Origin of the sequence: Serratia nevei (genome assembly GCF_024160145.1) — a bacterium.
Taxonomy (GTDB): Bacteria; Pseudomonadota; Gammaproteobacteria; order Enterobacterales; family Enterobacteriaceae; genus Serratia; species Serratia nevei_A.
This window is the reverse complement of the sequence record NZ_JAMYWQ010000057.1, coordinates 1-19613: the sequence shown is the minus strand read 5'-3', so window position 1 is coordinate 19613 and position 19613 is coordinate 1. Positions and strand designations below refer to the sequence as shown.

The 19613-nt window shown below is 60.9% G+C and carries 19 protein-coding genes, 1 pseudogene and 1 other annotated feature; of the genes and pseudogenes, 12 read left to right on the top strand and 8 right to left on the bottom strand.

Translation table 11 applies throughout. The annotated features are described in order from the left end of the window. Positions 1 to 168 precede the first annotated feature (168 nt). Entirely contained in the window at positions 169 to 1215 is a 1047-nt protein-coding gene (gene sohB / locus M6G53_RS23810) for a protease SohB (RefSeq protein WP_253334918.1), read from the bottom strand. A 358-nt stretch (positions 1216 to 1573) separates the two neighbouring features. Between sohB and M6G53_RS23805 the strand changes: the two genes are divergently transcribed. After that, a complete protein-coding gene (locus tag M6G53_RS23805) occupies positions 1574 to 2335 on the top strand; it encodes a YciK family oxidoreductase (RefSeq protein ID WP_253334916.1) in 762 nt (253 codons plus the stop codon). Positions 2336 to 2348: 13 nt separating this feature from the next. Continuing rightward, positions 2349 to 2939 carry a cob(I)yrinic acid a,c-diamide adenosyltransferase gene (cobO, locus tag M6G53_RS23800; RefSeq protein ID WP_253334914.1) on the top strand — a complete coding sequence of 197 codons (591 nt, stop codon included), beginning with the start codon at positions 2349 to 2351 and terminating at the stop codon, positions 2937 to 2939. A gap of 38 nt (positions 2940 to 2977) precedes the next feature. Here cobO and rluB read toward each other — a convergent pair whose 3' ends face one another. From rluB to rnm, 5 genes are all read right to left on the bottom strand, one after another. After that, on the bottom strand, positions 2978 to 3883 hold the full coding sequence (gene rluB, locus M6G53_RS23795; protein ID WP_025303042.1) for a 23S rRNA pseudouridine(2605) synthase RluB: 906 nt from the start codon (positions 3881 to 3883) through the stop codon (positions 2978 to 2980). Positions 3884 to 4044: 161 nt separating this feature from the next. Beyond that, positions 4045 to 4548 (bottom strand): alpha/beta fold hydrolase, encoded by a 504-nt coding sequence (locus tag M6G53_RS23790; RefSeq protein ID WP_253334912.1) that lies wholly within the window; start codon positions 4546 to 4548, stop codon positions 4045 to 4047. 172 nt (positions 4549 to 4720) lie between these two features. Beyond that, a complete protein-coding gene (locus M6G53_RS23785) occupies positions 4721 to 5080 on the bottom strand; it encodes a Rap1a/Tai family immunity protein (protein ID WP_366519521.1) in 360 nt (119 codons plus the stop codon). A 115-nt stretch (positions 5081 to 5195) separates the two neighbouring features. Then, positions 5196 to 5816: an L-threonylcarbamoyladenylate synthase gene (locus M6G53_RS23780; RefSeq protein ID WP_253334909.1), complete on the bottom strand. Its 621-nt coding sequence runs from the start codon at positions 5814 to 5816 to the stop codon at positions 5196 to 5198. A gap of 47 nt (positions 5817 to 5863) precedes the next feature. Beyond that, positions 5864 to 6745, bottom strand: a complete 882-nt coding sequence (rnm, locus tag M6G53_RS23775; protein ID WP_253334907.1) for an RNase RNM — start codon at positions 6743 to 6745, stop codon at positions 5864 to 5866. A gap of 252 nt (positions 6746 to 6997) precedes the next feature. Then, positions 6998 to 7101: a sequence feature (Trp leader region), on the top strand. 24 nt (positions 7102 to 7125) lie between these two features. On the opposite strand from rnm, the gene M6G53_RS23770 reads away from it, so the two are divergent. From M6G53_RS23770 to M6G53_RS23745, 6 genes and pseudogenes are all read left to right on the top strand, one after another. Next, positions 7126 to 8688, top strand: coding sequence for an anthranilate synthase component 1 (locus M6G53_RS23770; protein ID WP_253334905.1), 1563 nt, complete (start codon positions 7126 to 7128; stop codon positions 8686 to 8688). Then, positions 8688 to 10284: pseudogene (trpD, locus tag M6G53_RS23765) on the top strand (bifunctional anthranilate synthase glutamate amidotransferase component TrpG/anthranilate phosphoribosyltransferase TrpD). The gene M6G53_RS23770 and the pseudogene trpD overlap by 1 nt, the downstream one beginning before the upstream one ends. 3 nt (positions 10285 to 10287) lie before the next feature. Next, a complete protein-coding gene (gene trpCF, locus M6G53_RS23760) occupies positions 10288 to 11649 on the top strand; it encodes a bifunctional indole-3-glycerol-phosphate synthase TrpC/phosphoribosylanthranilate isomerase TrpF (protein WP_253334926.1) in 1362 nt (453 codons plus the stop codon). 41 nt (positions 11650 to 11690) lie between these two features. Next, positions 11691 to 12881 (top strand): tryptophan synthase subunit beta, encoded by a 1191-nt coding sequence (trpB, locus tag M6G53_RS23755; RefSeq protein ID WP_253334903.1) that lies wholly within the window; start codon positions 11691 to 11693, stop codon positions 12879 to 12881. Beyond that, positions 12881 to 13687, top strand: coding sequence for a tryptophan synthase subunit alpha (trpA, locus tag M6G53_RS23750; protein ID WP_253334901.1), 807 nt, complete (start codon positions 12881 to 12883; stop codon positions 13685 to 13687). The genes trpB and trpA overlap by 1 nt, the downstream gene beginning before the upstream one ends. A gap of 216 nt (positions 13688 to 13903) precedes the next feature. Then, positions 13904 to 14218 (top strand): BON domain-containing protein, encoded by a 315-nt coding sequence (locus M6G53_RS23745; protein WP_004932073.1) that lies wholly within the window; start codon positions 13904 to 13906, stop codon positions 14216 to 14218. A 44-nt stretch (positions 14219 to 14262) separates the two neighbouring features. On the opposite strand, the gene ompW is transcribed toward M6G53_RS23745, so the two are convergent. Further along, on the bottom strand, positions 14263 to 14895 hold the full coding sequence (gene ompW, locus M6G53_RS23740; RefSeq protein WP_019452715.1) for an outer membrane protein OmpW: 633 nt from the start codon (positions 14893 to 14895) through the stop codon (positions 14263 to 14265). A 287-nt stretch (positions 14896 to 15182) separates the two neighbouring features. Here ompW and M6G53_RS23735 point away from each other — a divergent pair, with 287 nt between their 5' ends. After that, positions 15183 to 15623 (top strand): YkgJ family cysteine cluster protein, encoded by a 441-nt coding sequence (locus M6G53_RS23735; RefSeq protein WP_253334896.1) that lies wholly within the window; start codon positions 15183 to 15185, stop codon positions 15621 to 15623. A 34-nt stretch (positions 15624 to 15657) separates the two neighbouring features. Then, entirely contained in the window at positions 15658 to 16410 is a 753-nt protein-coding gene (locus tag M6G53_RS23730; protein ID WP_253334894.1) for a YciC family protein, read from the top strand. Between the two features lie 49 nt (positions 16411 to 16459). On the opposite strand, the gene M6G53_RS23725 is transcribed toward M6G53_RS23730, so the two are convergent. Then, entirely contained in the window at positions 16460 to 18163 is a 1704-nt protein-coding gene (locus M6G53_RS23725; RefSeq protein WP_253334892.1) for a SulP family inorganic anion transporter, read from the bottom strand. 221 nt (positions 18164 to 18384) lie between these two features. Between M6G53_RS23725 and M6G53_RS23720 the strand changes: the two genes are divergently transcribed. Both M6G53_RS23720 and yciA read left to right on the top strand, forming a co-directional pair. Then, entirely contained in the window at positions 18385 to 18924 is a 540-nt protein-coding gene (locus M6G53_RS23720; protein WP_253334890.1) for a septation protein A, read from the top strand. Between the two features lie 76 nt (positions 18925 to 19000). Continuing rightward, complete coding sequence (yciA, locus tag M6G53_RS23715) at positions 19001 to 19429, top strand: acyl-CoA thioester hydrolase YciA (RefSeq protein WP_004932085.1); 429 nt, start codon at positions 19001 to 19003, stop codon at positions 19427 to 19429. The last annotated feature ends 184 nt before the right edge of the window (positions 19430 to 19613 follow it).

Sequence of the window (19613 nt, the reverse complement as noted above, 5' to 3'; positions counted from 1 at the left end):
CTTCACGCTTCCTTCAGACCCCGTCTCGCAACGACGCCCTTGCGCTTCACTAGCCCTTCGCCACCATCAGGCTGGACAGGGGACTTTCACCCCCGAGCTGCTGAGCATGCCCGGCACACAAAGAAAACGGGGGCGCCAGGCCCCCGTTGATTCACCCTATCGCCGCCGTTACAGCAGCGGCTTTTCCCCACGCTGCCACCAGCGCAACAGCAAGCGATCGACGCTTTCCGCTGCGCTGCCGGTGAAACGATCCATCAGGCGTTTGCGGCGCGTATAGCGCACCGCGATCACTTCGTGGTTATCCAGCTCGGCGATCAGCAAATCGTCGCTGGTGCCGATGGCGTCGATCAGGCCTTTCTCTTTCGCCTGAGAACCGAACCAGTGCTCGCCGGTGGCGACGCTGTCGATGTCCAGCGACGGGCGCTGCTCATGCACAAAGCGTTTGAACAGCTCGTGGGTTTCGTTCAGATCTTCGCGGAACTTCTCACGCCCCTGCTCGGTGTTTTCACCGAACAGCGTCAGCGTGCGTTTGAACTGCCCGGCGGTGTGCAGCTCCACGTCGATGTCGTTCTTTTTCAGCAGGCGGTGGAAGTTAGGGATCTGCGCCACCACGCCGATGGAACCGATGATGGCGAACGGCGCCGCCACGATGCGATCCGCGACGCAGGCCATCATGTAGCCGCCGCTGGCCGCTACTTTATCCACCGCCACCGTCAGGCGAATGCCGCCTTTGCGCAGGCGCTCCAGCTGCGAGGCCGCCAGACCGTAACCGTGCACCACCCCGCCCGGGCTTTCCAGGCGCAGCAGGACTTCATCCTGCGCCGACGCCACCGCCAGCACCGCCGAGATCTCTTCGCGCAGCGACGTCACTTCGTGTGCGTCCATACTGCCCTTGAAGTCCAGCACATACAGGCACGGCTTGGTCACTTCGACTGCGCCGGACTTGGCGCGCTGCTTCTTGAGTTTGTCATCGGCCTTGGTCTGCTTCTTGAACTGTTTCAGCCAGACCTTTTGTTCGGCAGCGTCCATGCGCGCCAGGCGCATATCGCGCTGCATCTCGCGATACTGTTCCCCGAGATCGGTCAGCTGCAACTCCCCTTTCTGACGGCTCTTGCGTTGCCCCAGACTGACCGCCAGTATGGCCAGCGCGGCGATGGCGAGCACCACCGTGGCGACCTTGGCCAGAAACAGGCCATAAACAGATATAAACTCCACAGATTCCGCCTTTATTTACAGGTTGTTAGTATTCTTATTTCCATTTTAGCCAACCGCAGCGGCTGCTGTCGCGGCTAAATGAAAATTCATTGCGCACGGAACCTCACTATGGGGGCGATTTGCAGCCGAACCAAGCCGCCGCCGCCCTGCTTTTGTTACAAAAGAATGCCATTTCAGCCGGCTACGCATTGAAAATGCTCACGGATTAAGGCATATAACACCCATTATTCATCAATATGATGAGACGGATTCGCTGCGCGACCCGCAGACGGTTGAGCCTTCGCTCCCGCCCCGGCCGCGCGTTTCACCCTTGCTCCCCGAATTCGCGGGAGAACAGCCACCCAGGCGAGGATTTATCGTGCATTACCAACCCAAACAAGATCTGCTCGAACAACGTATCATTTTGGTCACCGGCGCCGGCGACGGCATCGGCCGCGAAGCGGCGCTGACCTACGCACGCTTCGGCGCCCAGTTGGTGCTGCTGGGGCGCACAGAGAGCAAACTGCTGGCGGTACAACAAGAGATCGCGGCCCAGGGCGGCGCCCCGGCCCTGGTGGTAACGCTGGACTTGCTGCACGCCACGCCGGAGCGCTGCCGGCAGATAGCCGACTGTCTGGCGCGCCAGATCCCGCGCCTTGACGGCGTGCTGCACAATGCCGGCCTGCTCGGCGACATCGCGCCGATGGCCGATCTGTCGATGAGCATGTGGCAAGAGGTGATGCAGGTTAACGTCAACGCCACCTTTATGCTGACTCAGGCGCTGCTGCCGCTGCTGCTGAAATCCCACGCCGGTTCACTGGTGTTCACCAGTTCCAGCGTCGGGCGTACCGGCCGCGCAGACTGGGGTGCCTATGCGGTGTCGAAATTCGCCACCGAGGGCATGATGCAGGTGTTGGCCGATGAGTACAAAAATCGCAATCTGCGGGTGAACTGCATCAATCCGGGAGGGACTCGCACCAAAATGCGCGCATCTGCCTTCCCGCACGAAGACAAGAACAAGCTGAAAACCCCGGCCGATATCATGCCGCTGTACCTGTATCTGATGGGCGAAGACAGCCGCCGCAAAACCGGCATGAGCTTCGACGCGCAGCCGAACCGTAAACCCGGCGCGGCCGAATAATCAGGAGCGTTTCATGGCGGAAGATCGTCATCAACAGCGTCAGCAGCGCCTGAAAGAACAGGTCGATGCGCGCATCGCCGCCGCGCAGGACACGCGCGGCCTGCTGCTGGTGTTTACCGGCAACGGCAAGGGTAAAACCACCGCCGCCTTTGGCACCGTCACCCGGGCGGTTGGCCACGGCATGCGCGCCGGGGTGATCCAGTTTATCAAAGGCGAGTGGCCCAATGGCGAAAAGAACCTGCTGCAGCAACACGGGGTTGAATTTCAGGTGATGGCCACCGGTTTTACCTGGGAGACGCAGAACAAGGCCGGCGATACCGCCGCCTGCCAGGCAGTGTGGCAGCACGGCAAGCGCATGCTGGCCGACGGCAGCCTGGACCTGGTGCTGCTTGACGAAGTGACCTACATGCTGACCTACGGCTATCTGGAACTGGAAGAGCTGAAGGCAGCGCTACTGCAGCGCCCTGCGCACCAAACGGTGATCCTGACCGGGCGCGGTTGCCATCGCGATCTGCTGGAGCTGGCGGATACGGTCACGGAGATGCGGCCGGTGAAACACGCGTTCGATGCAGGCGTGAAGGCGCAACAAGGGATCGATTGGTAACCAGAAGTTCTGGCCCCGAACGGGGCCAGAATGAGGGATTAGCTGCGTTTGCTTGGCTTGCCCGGTTTACCCGGCTTGCTGCCAGGCGCACTGCGGCGGCCGCTGCCGGCTACCTGCGAGTGGCGCTTGACCGCACGGCGGATCTGGTTGGCCTTCACGCGGCGGCGTTCACGCTCCACCGGCATTTTGCTGACCGTTTCCGGTTTCAATTCCACCAGCTCGCGCAGGTAGTTGATCGCCGGCAGATCCAGCTCGGCCCAGCCGCCGCGCGGCAGGCCTTTCGGCAGATCGATGTCGCCGTAGCGCACGCGGATCAGGCGGCTCACCTGCACGCCTACCGCTTCCCACAGGCGACGCACTTCACGGTTGCGGCCTTCGGTCAGGGTCACGTTGTACCACTGGTTGAGGCCTTCGCCGCCCTGGAAGCTAATAGTGCGGAACGCGGCCGGGCCGTCTTCCAGTTGCACGCCTTTGCTCAGCTGCTTCACTTTCGCATCGTCGACCTGGCCGAACACGCGTACCGCGTACTCACGTTCCACTTCACGGCTTGGGTGCATCAGACGGTTCGCCAGTTCACCGTCGGTGGTGAACAGCAGCAGACCGGAGGTGTTGACGTCCAGACGCCCTACCGCCACCCAGCGCGAACCGCGCAGCTTCGGTAAGCGATCGAACACCGTCGGGCGGCCTTCAGGATCGCTGCGGGTACACAGCTCGCCTTCCGGTTTGTAGTAAGCCAGCACCCGGCAAACCACCTCTTCGGATTCTTTGATCGACAGGACATGGCCATCCAGACGAATTTTCATCGCCGGGGTCACTTCAACGCGATCGCCCAGCTTGGCGACCTTGCCGTCGACGCTGACGCGCCCGGCTTCAATCATGGTTTCGATTTCACGACGCGAGCCATGCCCGGCGCGCGCTAAAACTTTCTGTAACTTTTCGCTCATTGAGCAACCTCTAATGTCGCCTTCACAGGCGTCGGGGGGATAACCGCCGCGGCCAAGCGCCACCACGGTAATAATACGTTTATCAGGATCGAACCGCGTATTATACAGGCTTTCTAAGGTGTTGAAACCCACTTTATCGGCAGCGTCCCCCTCGGCGGCGTTCACAGCGCCAAAAAAGCCTCCACTGCCCACAGTACCGCATCGGGCCGCTCCAGAATGCCGAGGTGAGTGCGAGCCTCGCCTAAACGCATCACGGAGAAAAACGGCTGCTGCGGCTGCTGCATGCGGCTCACCGCCGTAAAGAACGCCGGCTCCGGCGGCGTCATGATCCAGTCGAGAAACACCATTCCCCGTACCCGCTGCGGCAACGCTTCGGCCAACGCCACCGCCAGCCAGCTGGCGTGCGCCACCGACAGGGTGATTACCTTGTCCAAACGCAGCGCCGTCAGCAGTTGGCACACGTCTTCCAGCAAATCGTCCGCCGCCAGCGACATCCCCGCCGCTTTTGACGACCGGCCGTGGCCGCGCCAGTCGATGCCGATCACCCGATAGCGTTCGGCGGCCAGAGCGATGAACGGCTCAAATACAGTTTTCGGCTCGCACCAGCCGGGTAGCAGCACCAACGTGAGCGGCCCTGAGCCGCTATCCTGATAGTCGAGCGCCATGTTGGCGCTGTGAAATACGGCCCTATTACCTCCTGCGCGTCTCTCCCCGATCCGTTCGGGACATACCGCCAGGGATAAGGTGGCAGTGCAGCAGGCATTGATCTATTGCAGTTCGTGCGGAAAGAGCCAGAGCGCACCTTATGAAAAAATGCGCACTCATCGACATGAGAATTTAATGGCGCACGCAGGGATAGGCAGCGGTTAGCGCCAGCATGATCACCGACGGTGCGGAATAGTGCAGTTGCTCAGGGTGCTCGTTCAAATACTGCATCACCGCGTCGGCCGCTACGCCGATGCTCATCCCGGCCGCCGGGCAAATATTGCGGTTACCCTGCATGGAATAGGTGTCGAATACGCCGGCGACGTATCCCATAAACATGCCGCCATTCAGCGCTTCGGCCACGGTGGCTTCACCGCTTTTATTTTTTACGTAACCGCCGGATTCCGACAGCAAGGCGCTGCCCGAATAAAACCCCGCGTTTGCCATTGAAGCAAATAATAAGGCCGCTAAAAAAGAAACAGGTTTAATCATTGCTGCGCATCCTGCCCATTATCAATTCTGAAGTATTCAAGAATAGCGGTTTTGATGCGAATTCGCGTCGCTTCCGCCGATTTTCAGACAATGGGCAAGGTGGCAATTATTTACATCAGCGGAAAGGCGCCGCGTCGCCCGCCCCTTCACGCACCACTTCCGGCGAGGATTCGGTCAAATCGATAACCGTGGTCGGCTGTTGCCCGAGGAAGCCGCCGTGGATCACCAGATCGACCACCTTGCCCAGGTGATCGTTGATCTCTTCCGGGTCGGACTCGGCAAAATCATTGCCCGGCAGCATCAGGGTGGTGGACATCATCGGTTCGTTCAGCGCCTCCAGCAGCGCCAGCGCGATCGGGTTCGACGGCACGCGCAGGCCGATGGTTTTGCGCTTGTCATTCATCAGGCGGCGCGGCACTTCTTTGGTCGCTTTCAGAATGAAGGTGTAGTTGCCCGGCGTATTGTTTTTGATCAGGCGGAACGCCGTATTATCGACGTGCGCATAGGTCGACAACTCGGACAGATCGCGACACATCAGGGTAAAGTTGTGGTTGCCGTCCAGCTGACGGATGCGGCAAATGCGCTCCATCGCCGCCTTCTCTTCCAGCATGCAACCCAGCGCATAGCCGGAATCGGTGGGATAAACGATCACCCCGCCCTTGCGCAGCGCCTCGACCGCCTGGTTTATCAAACGCGGCTGCGGGTTGTCCGGGTGAATATAAAAAAGCTGACTCATGACTTGCTCCTAAAATGATGCCCGCGCGCGTTGCCACGCGCGTAAAATCAGACCGCCTCGCCCGGCTGCGGCCAATCGCGCCACACCGGCTCGACGCCGCCCGGCAGCCACAGTTTGCGGCCCAGTTCGATCCACGAACAAGGCTGATGAAAATCAGAGCCTTGCGAGGCCAACAGGCGGTAGTCCTGGGCGTATTTCGCCAATTGCGAGCGCTCATGCGGCGCCTGCTGACACTGTGCCACTTCCATGGCGTCGCCGCCGTGTTCGGCGAAATGCGCCAGCAAGCGTTTCAACCACTTCGCGGTCAGATCGTAACGGCCGGGATGCGCCATCACCGCCTGACCGCCCGATTGATGAATCGCATCAATGGCTTGTTCTATTGTACACCACTGCGGCGGCACGTAGCCGGTTTTGCCCTTGGCCAGGTATTTCTTGAACACCTGCGCCATGTTGTCCGCCACGCCAATCTCCACCAGATAACGGGCGAAATGGCCGCGCGTCACCGCACCGGCCCCCGCCAACCGCTGGGCGCCGGCATAGGCGTCGGGGATGCGCGCCTTAGCCAGGCGCACGCCGATCTCCTGCGCACGGCGATGGCGGCGTTCGGTTTGTTCTGCCAACAGCGCCACCAGCGCCGGGTGTGCCACATCCATGCCCAGCCCAACGATATGGATCTCATGATTTTCCCACAGCGTCGAGATCTCCACCCCGTTGACCAGCCGCAGCGGCAATGCCTGCTCCGCGATGGCGGCGGCGGCTTCGGCCAGCCCGGCGGTGGTATCGTGATCGGTGATCGCCAACACGCCCACGCGCATCTCTACCGCCCGCTGCACCAGCTGCGTCGGCGTCAGGTAGCCGTCGGAGGCGGTCGTGTGGCTGTGGAGGTCGTACAGAGTAAAAGCGGTGGATTGGGGGTTACTGTCTGTCAAAACGGCTATCCGGCAATGGCTTGGATTTCTATCATACCCGCGATCGGCGGCCGGACGGAAATCTATTCTGCCCTGGCCGCAGGCGCCGGGCGGATGATGAATAGAATTCACGCTGACCGCTAAAACATTGTGCAAAAAGAGGGTTGACTTTGCCCTCCCGAACCAGTTAACTAGTACACAAGTTCACGGCAGTGGCCGTGTCAGATGAGCGTTAACAGAGAGAGTCGGCAAATGAACAACTACATTTCTCTTCACGGTTGGTGGCGTACCTCCCTCTTGCGGGCGGTGTAATCGCGCATAGCTGTCATCTGACAATGCAGATTTCCTGAGCCCGCACCTGATGCGGGCTTTTTTATGGACAGAATTCACTGGAACCACCGATGATGAACACTAAACCACAACTGACATTGCTAAAGGCGCAAGCCAGCTACCGGGGCGACCCCACCACCATTTTCCACCAGCTGTGCGGCGCGCGGCCGGCCACCCTGCTGCTGGAATCGGCGGAAATCAACAGCAAACAGAATCTGCAGAGCCTGTTGGTGATCGACAGCGCGCTGCGCATAACCGCACTGGGCCATACCGTCAGCGTGCAGGCGCTGAGCGCCAACGGCGCGGCGCTGCTGCCGCTGCTGGACGAAGCGCTGCCGCCCGAGGTGCGCAATCAGGCGCATCCCAACGGCCGCGAACTGACCTTCCCGGCGATCGACGCGGTGCAGGACGAAGACGCCCGCCTGCGCTCACTGTCGGTGTTCGACGCGCTGCGCACGCTGCTGACCCTGGTGGACTCCCCGGCGGACGAGCGCGAAGCCGTGATGCTGGGCGGCCTGTTCGCCTACGATTTGGTCGCCGGTTTCGAAGACCTGCCGGCGCTGCGCCAGGATCAGCGCTGCCCGGACTTCTGCTTCTATCTGGCGGAAACCCTGCTGGTGCTGGATCACCAACGCGGTACGGCCCGTCTGCAGGCCAGCGTCTTCAGCGAGCAGACGAGCGAAGCACAGCGTTTGCAGCAGCGCCTGGCACAGCTGCAGGCCGAGTTGCAACAAACCCCGCAGCCGATCCCGCACCAAACGCTGGAAAACATGCAGCTGAGCTGCAACCAGAGCGACGAAGAGTACGGCGCGGTAGTCAGCGAGCTGCAGGAAGCGATCCGCCAGGGCGAGATTTTCCAGGTGGTGCCGTCGCGCCGCTTCTCCCTGCCGTGTCCGGCGCCGCTGGCGGCCTACCAGACCTTGAAAGACAACAACCCCAGCCCGTACATGTTCTTCATGCAGGATGATGACTTCACCCTGTTCGGCGCTTCGCCGGAGAGCGCGCTGAAATACGACGCGGGCAATCGCCAAATCGAAATCTACCCGATCGCCGGCACCCGCCCGCGCGGCCGCCGCGCCGACGGTTCGCTGGATCTGGATCTCGACAGCCGTATCGAGCTGGAAATGCGCACCGACCACAAAGAGCTGGCCGAGCACCTGATGCTGGTCGATCTGGCGCGCAACGATCTGGCGCGCATCTGCCAGGCCGGCAGCCGCTACGTGGCCGACCTGACCAAGGTAGACCGCTATTCGTTCGTCATGCATCTGGTTTCCCGGGTGGTGGGCACCCTGCGCGCCGATCTCGACGTGCTGCACGCCTACCAGGCCTGCATGAACATGGGCACCCTGAGCGGCGCGCCGAAAGTGCGCGCGATGCAGCTGATCGCCGCCTCCGAAGGTACGCGCCGCGGCAGCTACGGCGGCGCGGTGGGCTACTTCACCGCCACCGGCGATCTGGACACCTGCATCGTCATTCGTTCCGCCTATGTTGAAGACGGCATCGCCACCGTGCAGGCCGGCGCCGGCGTGGTGCTGGATTCCATCCCGCAGGCGGAAGCCGACGAAACCCGTAATAAAGCCCGTGCCGTGCTGCGCGCCATCGCCACTGCGCACCATGCCAAGGAGGTGTTCTGATGGCCGATATCCTGCTGCTCGACAACGTCGACTCCTTTACCTACAACCTGGTCGATCAGCTGCGCGCCAGCGGCCACCAGGTGGTGATTTACCGTAACCAGATCGCCGCCGAGGTGATCATCGAGCGCCTGGCGCACATGACCCAGCCGGTGCTGATGCTGTCGCCCGGCCCCGGCACGCCGTCCGAAGCGGGCTGCATGCCGGAACTGCTGCAACGCCTGCGCGGCCGGTTGCCGATCATCGGCATCTGCCTCGGCCACCAGGCGATCGTCGAAGCCTATGGCGGCCAGGTCGGCCAGGCGGGTGAGATCCTGCACGGCAAAGCCTCGGCGATCGTTCACGATGGCGCAGGCATGTTCGCCGGCATGGCCAATCCGCTGCCGGTAGCGCGCTACCACTCGCTGGTCGGCAGCAATATCCCGGCCGATCTCACCGTCAACGCCCGTTTCGGCGAGATGGTGATGGCGGTGCGCGACGACCGTCGCCGCGTGTGCGGCTTCCAGTTCCACCCGGAATCGATTCTGACCACCCACGGCGCGCGCCTGCTTGAGCAGACCCTGGCCTGGGCGCTGGCGAAGCAATAGAAGGAACACGACGATGCAACCTATTCTTGAGAAACTGTACCGCGCCGAGTCGATGAGCCAGCAGGAAAGCCAACAGCTGTTCAGCGCCATCGTGCGCGGCGAACTGGAGCCGAGCCAACTGGCGGCGGCGTTGATCAGCATGAAAGTCCGCGGCGAGCGCCCGGAAGAGATCGCCGGCGCCGCCAAAGCGCTGCTGGACGACGCTCAGCCGTTCCCGCGCCCTGACTACCCGTTCGCCGATATCGTCGGCACCGGCGGCGACGGCACCAACAGCATCAATATTTCCACCGCCAGCGCCTTCGTGGCGGCGGCGTGCGGCGCGAAGATCGCCAAACACGGCAACCGCAGCGTCTCCAGCCGCTCCGGCTCTTCGGATCTGCTGGCGGCGTTCGGCATCCGTCTGGATCTGCCGGCGGAAGAAGCACGCAAGGCGCTGGACGATCTCGGCGTGTGTTTCCTGTTCGCGCCGCAGTACCACACCGGTTTTCGTCACGCCATGCCGGTGCGCCAGCAGCTGAAAACCCGCACGCTGTTCAACGTGCTGGGCCCGCTGATCAACCCGGCGCGTCCGCCGCTGGCGCTGATCGGCGTATACAGCCCGGAACTGGTGCTGCCGATTGCCGAAACCCTGCGCGTGCTGGGCTATCAGCGTGCGGCGGTGGTCCACGGCGGCGGCATGGACGAGGTGGCGATCCACGCCACGACGCACGTAGCGGAATTGAACAACGGCGAAATCAGCAGCTACCCGCTCACGCCGCAGTCCTTCGGATTGGAGACCTATCCGCTGGAAGCCTTGCTGGGCGGCACGCCGGAAGAAAACCGTGACATTTTGGCGCGGCTGTTACAAGGTAAAGGCGAGCCGGCGCACGCCGCGGCGGTCGCGGCCAACGTCGCGTTGCTTCTGAAGTTATTCGGACATGAAGACCTGCGCCAAAATGCGCGGCAGGCACTGGATATGATCAACAGCGGGCAGGCCTATGAGCGTGTCATCGCACTGGCGGCAAGAGGATAAATGATGCAGGAAACCGTGCTACACAAGATTGTCCGCGACAAAGCGCAATGGATCGCGGCGCGACAACAGCAACAGCCCCTGGCCGGCTTTCAGAATGACATCGTACCGAGCGAACGCAGCTTCTATCACGCGCTGCAGGGCACCCGGACGGCTTTCATTCTCGAATGCAAGAAGGCCTCGCCTTCCAAGGGACTGATTCGCGAGAACTTTGATCCGGTGGAGATCGCCACGGTCTATAAAGATTTCGCCTCGGCGATCTCGGTGCTGACCGACGAGAAATACTTCCAGGGCAGCTTCGATTTCCTGCCGCTGGTCAGTAAAACCGTCAGCCAACCGGTGTTGTGCAAAGACTTTATCATCGACCCGTATCAGATTTACCTGGCGCGCTACTATCAGGCCGACGCCATCCTGCTGATGCTGTCGGTGTTGACCGACGAGCAGTACCGCCAGCTGGCGGCGGTGGCCCACAGCCTGAACATGGGCGTGCTGACCGAAGTGATCAGTGAAGAAGAGCTGCAGCGTGCGATCGCGCTGGAAGCGCGCGTGGTCGGCATCAACAACCGCGATCTGCGCGATCTGAGCATCGACCTGAACCGCACCCGTCAGCTGGCGCCGCGCGTGCCGCATGGCGTGACGGTGATCAGCGAGTCGGGCATCAACAATTACGGGCAGATCCGCGAGCTGAGCCACTATGCCAACGGTTTCCTGATCGGCAGCGCGCTGATGTCGGAAGCCGATCTGCACGCCGCCGTGCGCCGTGTGATCCTGGGCGACAACAAAGTGTGCGGCCTGACCCGTCCGCAGGACGCCGCCGCCGCCTATCAGGCCGGCGCCATCTACGGCGGGCTGATTTTCGTCGGCCGTTCGCCGCGCTATGTGGACATCACCCGCGCCCGCGAAGTCATTTCCGGCGCGCCGCTGAAGTACGTCGGCGTGTTCTGCGACGCCCAGGTCGATACCGTGGCACTGACCGTTGAGCGCCTCGGTCTGCATGCGGTACAGCTGCACGGCGCGGAAGACCAGGCCTATATCAGCGCCCTGCGCGCCCGCTTGCCGGCCGATTGCCGCATCTGGAAAGCGCTGAGCGTGAAAGATCGGCTGCCGGCGCGCGATCTGCAGCATGTTGACCGTTATCTGCTCGACAACGGCGCCGGCGGCACCGGCCAACGCTTCGACTGGTCGGTATTGCAAGGCGAAGATCTGACGAACGTGATGCTGGCGGGCGGCCTGCGCGCCGACAACTGCGTCGAAGCAGCCAAGCTCGGCTGCGCCGGGCTGGACTTCAACTCCGGCGTGGAAAGCGAACCGGGCATCAAAGATCCCGCGCGCCTGGCCTCGGTCTTCCAGACCCTGCGCGCCTACTGAATACGGCTCTACATTAATAACGGATAATAACGGGAACTCTCATGACGCTGCTTAACCCCTACTTCGGCGAATTTGGTGGCCAGTATGTGCCGCAAATTCTGATGCCGGCCCTGAAACAACTGGAAGAAGCCTTTGTCAGCGCCCAGCGCGACCCGGCCTTTCAGGCGGAATTTATCGATCTGTTGAAAAACTACGCGGGCCGCCCGACGGCGCTGACGCTGTGCAAGAACCTCACCGCCGGCAGCAACACCAAGCTCTATCTGAAGCGTGAAGACCTGCTGCACGGCGGCGCGCACAAGACCAACCAGGTGCTGGGCCAGGCCTTGCTGGCCAAACGCATGGGCAAAACCGAGATCATCGCGGAAACCGGCGCCGGCCAACACGGCGTCGCGTCGGCGCTGGCCTGCGCGCTGCTCGGCCTGAAATGCCGCATCTATATGGGGGCCAAAGACGTCGAGCGCCAGTCGCCGAACGTGTTCCGCATGCGGTTGATGGGCGCGGAAGTGATCCCGGTGCACAGCGGCTCCGCTACCCTGAAAGACGCCTGCAACGAAGCGTTGCGCGACTGGTCCGGCAGCTATGAAACCGCGCACTATATGCTCGGTACCGCCGCCGGCCCGCACCCGTACCCCACCATCGTGCGTGAATTCCAGCGCATGATCGGCGAAGAAACCAAAGCGCAGGTGCTGGAGCGCGAAGGCCGTCTGCCGGATGCGGTCATCGCCTGCGTCGGCGGCGGCTCCAACGCCATTGGTATGTTCGCCGATTTTATCGATGACACCGACGTCGGGCTGATCGGCGTGGAGCCTGCCGGTCTGGGCATTGAAACCGGTCAGCACGGCGCACCGCTCAAGCACGGCCACGTCGGCATTTACTTCGGCATGAAGGCGCCGATGATGCAGACCGCCGAAGGCCAGATCGAAGAATCCTATTCGATCTCCGCCGGGCTGGACTTCCCGTCCGTCGGGCCGCAGCACGCCTACCTGAACAGCATCGGCCGCGCCGAATACGTGTCGATCACCGACGACGAAGCGCTGGAGGCGTTCAAGGCGCTGTCGCGCCATGAAGGCATCATCCCGGCGCTGGAATCCTCGCACGCCCTGGCGCACGCGCTGAAAATGATCCGTGAAACGCCGCAGAAAGAGCAGATCCTGGTGGTCAACCTGTCCGGCCGCGGCGACAAAGACATATTTACCGTTCACGACATTTTGAAAGCACGGGGAGAAATCTGATGGAACGTTATCAGCAACTGTTCACGCGTCTGGAAAGCAGCAAGGAAGGCGCCTTCGTCCCGTTCGTGACGCTGGGCGATCCCAACCCGGCGCTGTCGCTGCAGATTATCGACACCCTGATCGAAGCCGGCGCGGACGCACTGGAGCTGGGGATCCCCTTCTCCGATCCGCTGGCGGATGGCCCGACCATCCAGAGCGCGACGCTGCGCGCCTTCGCCGCCGGCGTCACGCCGACCCGGTGCTTCGAGATGCTGGCGGCCATCCGCCAGAAGCACCCGACCATTCCCATCGGCCTGCTGATGTACGCCAACCTGGTGTTCCATAACGGCATCGATGCGTTTTACCAACGCTGCGCCGAAGTGGGCGTGGATTCGGTGCTGGTCGCCGACGTACCGTTTGAGGAGTCTGCGCCGTTCCGTGCCGCCGCCGCGCGCCACGGTATCGCACCGATCTTCATCTGCCCACCGAACGCCGATGACGATCTGCTGCGTGAAATCGCTTCGCACGGCCGCGGCTACACCTATTTGCTGTCGCGCGCCGGGGTGACTGGCACCGAAAGCCGGGCGCAGCTGCCGCTGCATCACCTGGTGAACAAGCTGCGCGAGTATCACGCCGCGCCGCCGCTGCAGGGCTTCGGCATCTCCGAACCCGGGCAGGTAAAGGCCGCGCTGCAGGCCGGAGCCGCCGGCGCGATCTCCGGCTCGGCAATCGTCAAAATCATCGAACAGCACCATGCCAACCCGGCGGAGATGCTGACCAGGCTGGCGGCCTTCGTCAGCGATATGAAACGCGCCACCCGGGCGTGATCCTCTTGCGCGAGCGCCCTGCCGGCGCTCGCTTTAACAGCTTGTTTCCCCCAAGGTTTATTCCTTTTATTTACAGCAAAAATTTGAACAAACCCTAGTCTTGTCTCACAATGAACTTTGTTCGCTATGCATTTCTTCGTTTGATTTGGGGAATGCGCTCGCTGCGGCGAAAAACCGTAACGAGTTTCAACCATAACATTGCATGGAGAGTAATTTATGAAGCTTTTTAAAACCCTTTCGGCCTTGTGCATGGCAGCCGTTGTGGCGGTCGCGGTGAGCGCTTGCGCGCCGACGGCAAAATCTGAGGGAACGGGCGGTTATATCGATGACACGGTGATCACCACCAAAGTGAAATCGGCACTGCTGGCGGATAAAAACATCAAGTCACGCGAGATCAGCGTGGAAACCTTTAAAGGACGCGTTCAGTTGAGCGGCTTCGTGACGTCCAGCGACGACGCCAACCGTGCGGTACAGGTCACGCGCGGCGTTGCCGGCGTGAAATCGGTTGAAAACGTAATGCAGCTGAAATAATACCGACACAGGGAGGCGCAACGCCTCCCTGTTTGTGGCCATCATCAGAAGCGGTAACCCGCCCCGAACATGAACACCCACGGATCCAGACGCGTATCGAAGCTGTGGTGCCCACCATTCGCATCGTTGAAGCGCGTTTTGGTTTCGATGTTCATCCACCACACCGACATGTTCAGCATCCAGTGCTCATCCAGGTTGTAATCCAGGCCGGCCTGCGCCGCCACGCCCCAGGAGTCTTTCAGATCGAGGTTGCTCAAGCCGGCGCTTTTGCCGTAGTCGTTGAACTTCTCGTCGAAGAAGGTGGTGTAGTTAACGCCGACGCCCAGGTAAGGACGCAGTTTGTCCTGCTTATCGCCGAAGTAGTATTGCGCCATCAGCGTAGGCGGCAATTGATGAACGGTCGCCAGATCGGTGCCGCCCAGCGTCACCTTGTGGCGGAATGGCGTTGCGGCCAACAACTCGACGCCGATGTTGTCCGTCACCATGTAACCGAAGGTCAGACCGAGTTGGGTGTTGTTTTTCGCATCCAGCGAACCCAACCCCAATACGTTGTCCGAACCCGCATTTGGACGCACCGTCGCGGTTCCCGCGCGGAACAGGAAATCACCGGCCTGATGCGCACTTGCCAACATAGGCGCCATCATCGTCGCCAATACCACCAGAGTTGTCTTTTTCATTATCCATTCCATTTGTGTGGTTAATCTCTCGAGGGGGGAATATACCTACTTTCGGGTATTTGTGATCCCATCGAGATCACATCTTATGTGTAAAAATTTAAAATCCCACTAAAAACAAGGTTACCTAACCGCTTAATAAATCAAGGATTGATCTGCATCAAAAATTCGATTTTGTTGCAAATTATCTACATGTTCAAATTTCAGTTGCGGAGAAAAATGCGGCTGAGGTAATTTCATTTTCCGTGTTGGTTTTGGTTGGTGCCGTGAGGAGTCGGTGGGCAATCAAGATGAGCGAAATCCTTAATCCCTGTGTCAGCTGCGGCGCGTGCTGCGGTTATTTTCGAGTGTCATTCTATTGGGCCGAAGCCGAAGACGGCGGCGGCACAGTCCCCCTTTCCCTAACGGAGCCTTTGACGCCGTTCTTGCGCTGTATGCAGGGGACCAACAGCAAGTCCCCGCGTTGCAGCGCGCTGGACGGCGAGATCGGCAACGCCGTGTCCTGTTCGATCTACCTCAATCGGCCCAGCCCGTGCAGAGAGTTCGATCAGTCCGGTGAAAACGGCCTGCGCAACGAAGCCTGCGATCGCGCCCGCGAACGCTACGGCCTGCCGCCCTTGCCGGTGCCCCTGCCGCTCTCGCTGCCTGAGACGACGATCGCTGAAGAAATAGGCGTAGTGCAATTCGCGGGGTGCCACAGCGGCGTGGAACAGGGTACAATCACCCACTGATTTATCTCTGTTTTCCCGACGCCAAGGAGTCTGCATGCCTATCACGGCCAACGCTTTGTACCGTGACAGTTTTAACTTTTTACGCAACCAACTGGCCAGCATCCTGATGCTGGCGCTGTTGACGGCGTTTATCTCCGTGCTGCTGAATCAGGCCTTCAGCCCCGATGCCGAACAGCTGGCGACGCTCGCTGCGACCACCAGCGATTTCGCTTCGTCTACCGGTATGGGCATTCAGGAAGTGATCCAGCAGATGACCCCGGAACAGCAGATGGTGTTGCTGAAAGTGTCGGCGGCCGCCACGTTTTCCGCGCTGGTCGGCAACGTGCTGCTGGTTGGCGGGATGCTGACGCTGATCCGCCTGGTGTCGCAAGGGCAAAGCACCAGTGCCCTGCGCGCACTGGGCGCTTCGGCGCCCGATCTGCCGCGCCTGCTGCTGCTGCTGTTTATCTGCACCTTGCTGATCCAACTGGGCCTGACGCTGTTCGTAGTGCCGGGCGTGGCTCTGGCGATCGCCTTCGCGCTGGCGCCGGTGATCGCTTCCGTCGACAAGAAAGGCGTATTCGCTTCGCTCAAGCTGAGCAGCAAGTTGGCCTACGCCAATGCGCGCGTGATTGTGCCGGCGATGATGCTGTGGCTGGCGGCCAAGCTGCTGGTACTGTTTTTGGTGAGCCATCTGTCGGTGCTGACACCGAACGTCGCCAGCGTGGTGCTGACCGCGTTGAGCAACCTGGTGTCCGCCCTGCTGCTGATCTACCTGTTCCGCCTGTATATGCTGCTGCGCGGCTAACGCCGACGCCCCAAAACTCAGGGGCACGCTTCGGCGCGCCCCTTTTTGTTTACCCCGCCGTGGCAGCTTCCGCCTGCTCCTTGCTTTGAATCAGCTTCAGCGCCAGATACAGGTCCGGCACCAAAATCAGCTCTTTGTCGCGCCCCAGCCGGTTGATGCGGAACCAGCGCGTCAACTCGGTGCGGCGCCCCGCCAGCACCAGCTTCACGTTACGCTGTAACAGATCGCGTTTCAGCTCGTCGATGGCCGCCAGCACGCTGATATCGGCATGGGTAAAACTGGCCACCGCGTCCACCACCACCCAGCGCGGTTGGAACGGCGTGCCGTCGACCAAATTGAGGATACGGCGTTTGAAATACGCCACGTTGAAATAGGTCAGCGGCGAGTTGAAGCGATACATCATCACGCCGGGCACCGCCTGCACTCCATTGTTGTTGCCCATGGAATGGATCATCCCTTCGTCATTGACGCCCAGCAGCTGTTCCGTCGGCCGAAAAACGGTGCGCAGGAACTGCATCAGCCCCAACAAGACCGCCAGCCCGATGCCGCCGATCACCCCCACCAGCAGCACGCTGAGGAAGGTGAACATCGCCAGGCGGAAAGCCTGTGCGTTACGGCGGCGCAAAACCCAGATGCCGCGGATGTCCAGCAGCGACCAGGCCGCGTACATCAGCACCACGCCCAATCCCGCCACCGGAATAAACTGCAGCGGCGCCATCAGGAACAGCAACACGAAGGCAATTACCGCGGCGGCGATGATCGACACCAGTTGACTCTTGCCGCCGTTGGCGTCGTTCACCGCAGTGCGCGAATCCGCCCCGCTGATGGCGAAACCTTGCGACAGCGCGGAGACGATATTCACCAGCCCCAGCGCGCGAAACTCGGCGTCGGCGTTCACCTCATAGCCGTTTTTGGCGGCGAAGCTGCGGGCGGTGAGCATCATGCTGACAAAGCTCACCACCGCCAGGTTGAGTGCCGGGATCACCATGTCGCGCAGCAGCCCTGGCTGGAAGTCCGGCCACTGGACGAGCGGCAACACGCCGCTAAAGCCGCCCACCGTCACCACGCCATGTTGCTGCAGGCCGCCCGCCCAGGTGACGAACGCCGCCAGCACGATGGCGAACAGCGGTGCCGGCCAGTTAGGCCGCCATTTTTTCACGCCAAGCAGCGTCACCAGCGTCAGCAACGACACCGCCATCGTCAGCCAGTCGCTGTGCAGCAGGTTGCCCGGCAGCGCGTAGATACGCTCGATCAGCTGCGCCGGGCGCACCGTAAACCCCAGCACCTTACCGATCTGGTCGACGATAATGGTGATCGCTACCCCGTTCAGCAGCCCACTCAGGATCGGCCGCGACAGCAGATCCGCCAACGCCCCCAGCTTGAACCGGCTGGCCAGCAGGCACCAGCCGCCCATCATGGCGGTCATCATGATGGTCAGCTGCCAATGGCGTTCCATATTGCCCGCTGCCAGCGGCGTCACCACTGCGGCGATCACCGCGCAGGTGGCGGCGTCGGGCCCGACGATCAGCTGGCGCGACGAGCCGAACAGCGCGTAAGCCACCATCGGCAAGATACAGGAATAGAGCCCCACCACCGGGCTGACCCCGGCCAGCTCGGCGTAGGCGATGGCCACCGGCAAGGCGACGGCGGCGACGGAAAGACCGGCTCGCATATCCGGCTTGAGCCAACTGCGTTGATACCCCAATAAATGCGTCAAACCAGGCGTCAGGGCCTGGAGAGATTTCCACTGCATGCTGTTTTCCGCGCTAAATTATCTGGTTATTATGGCGCTTACTATGCGGCCTGCGGCCGGCGCTGGCAATGCACCCGCGTTTTCTTGCGTAAGTTTATGCAAATTCCCGCTTTCGCGGCAGAAATCCGCCGGCCAAACGCCGATAATCGGCAACGCCCGGCGGTACACAGAGCTCGCCGAATCCGGTATAGTCGGCCGATGAACAGATGATGGATTGATTTATGAAGCAGTTTCTTGATTTCCTCCCGCTAATTGTCTTTTTCGCTTTTTACAAGCTGTACGATATTTACGTCGCTTCCGGCGCGTTGATTGTCGCCACCGCGCTGGCGCTGGTGTTCACCTGGGTGAAATACCGCAAGGTCGAGAAGATGACGCTGATCACCTTCCTGATGGTGCTGGTGTTCGGCACCCTGACGCTGGTGTTCCACAACGATTTGTTCATCAAGTGGAAGGTCACGGTGATTTACGCGCTGTTCGCGCTGGCGCTGCTGATCAGCCAGTGGGTGCTCAAAAAGCCGCTGGTTCAGCGCATGCTGGGCAAAGAGCTGACGCTGCCGGACAAAGTGTGGAGCAACCTCAACCTGGCCTGGGCGGTGTTCTTCCTGGCCTGCGGCCTGGCGAACATCTATGTGGCCTTCTGGCTGCCGCAAAGCGTCTGGGTCAATTTCAAAGTCTTTGGCCTGACGGTGCTGACGCTGGTGTTTACCCTGCTTAGCGGCGTCTATATTTACCGGCACATGCCGGAAGAACAGAAAAAATAGTTACAAAATTGTTAATGCCTGCGGCGCTTGCCGCGGGCAGTATGATGTTATTCCCTCCTTTTAAAAGCAGACTGCCATGACACAACAACGACCTTTACCCAGCGGCGAGCTGGTGCTGCGCACGCTGGCGATGCCGGCCGATACCAATGCCAACGGCGATATCTTCGGCGGCTGGCTGATGTCGCAAATGGATATCGGCGGCGCCATCCAGGCGAAAGAGATCGCCGAAGGGCGCGTAGTGACCGTGCGCGTGGACGGCATGACCTTCCTGAAACCGGTAGCGGTAGGCGACGTGGTTTGCTGCTATGCGCACTGCATCCGCACCGGACGCAGCTCGATCACCATCAATATCGAAGTGTGGGTCAAGAAAGTCTCCTCCGCGCCGATCGGCCAGCGCTACCGGGCGACCGAAGCGGTATTCACCTATGTGGCGGTCGATGCGGAAGGCAACTCGCGCGCGCTGCCTGAGGGTAAAATGAATTTCCGCGTCGGCTTCGAAGAATAAGCCGGCGGCTATACCGCAAATGCAAAAAGGGTCGCCTCGGCGACCCTTTGTTTTTGGCGTGACCCGTCCTAAATAGCGTTGACACATTTTACTCACGCACAGAGGAAAATGTGATGAACCAGTATGTTAAACGCACACAACGCGATTATTCTCTATCCTTTAAATTAGCCGTTGTCGAACAGGT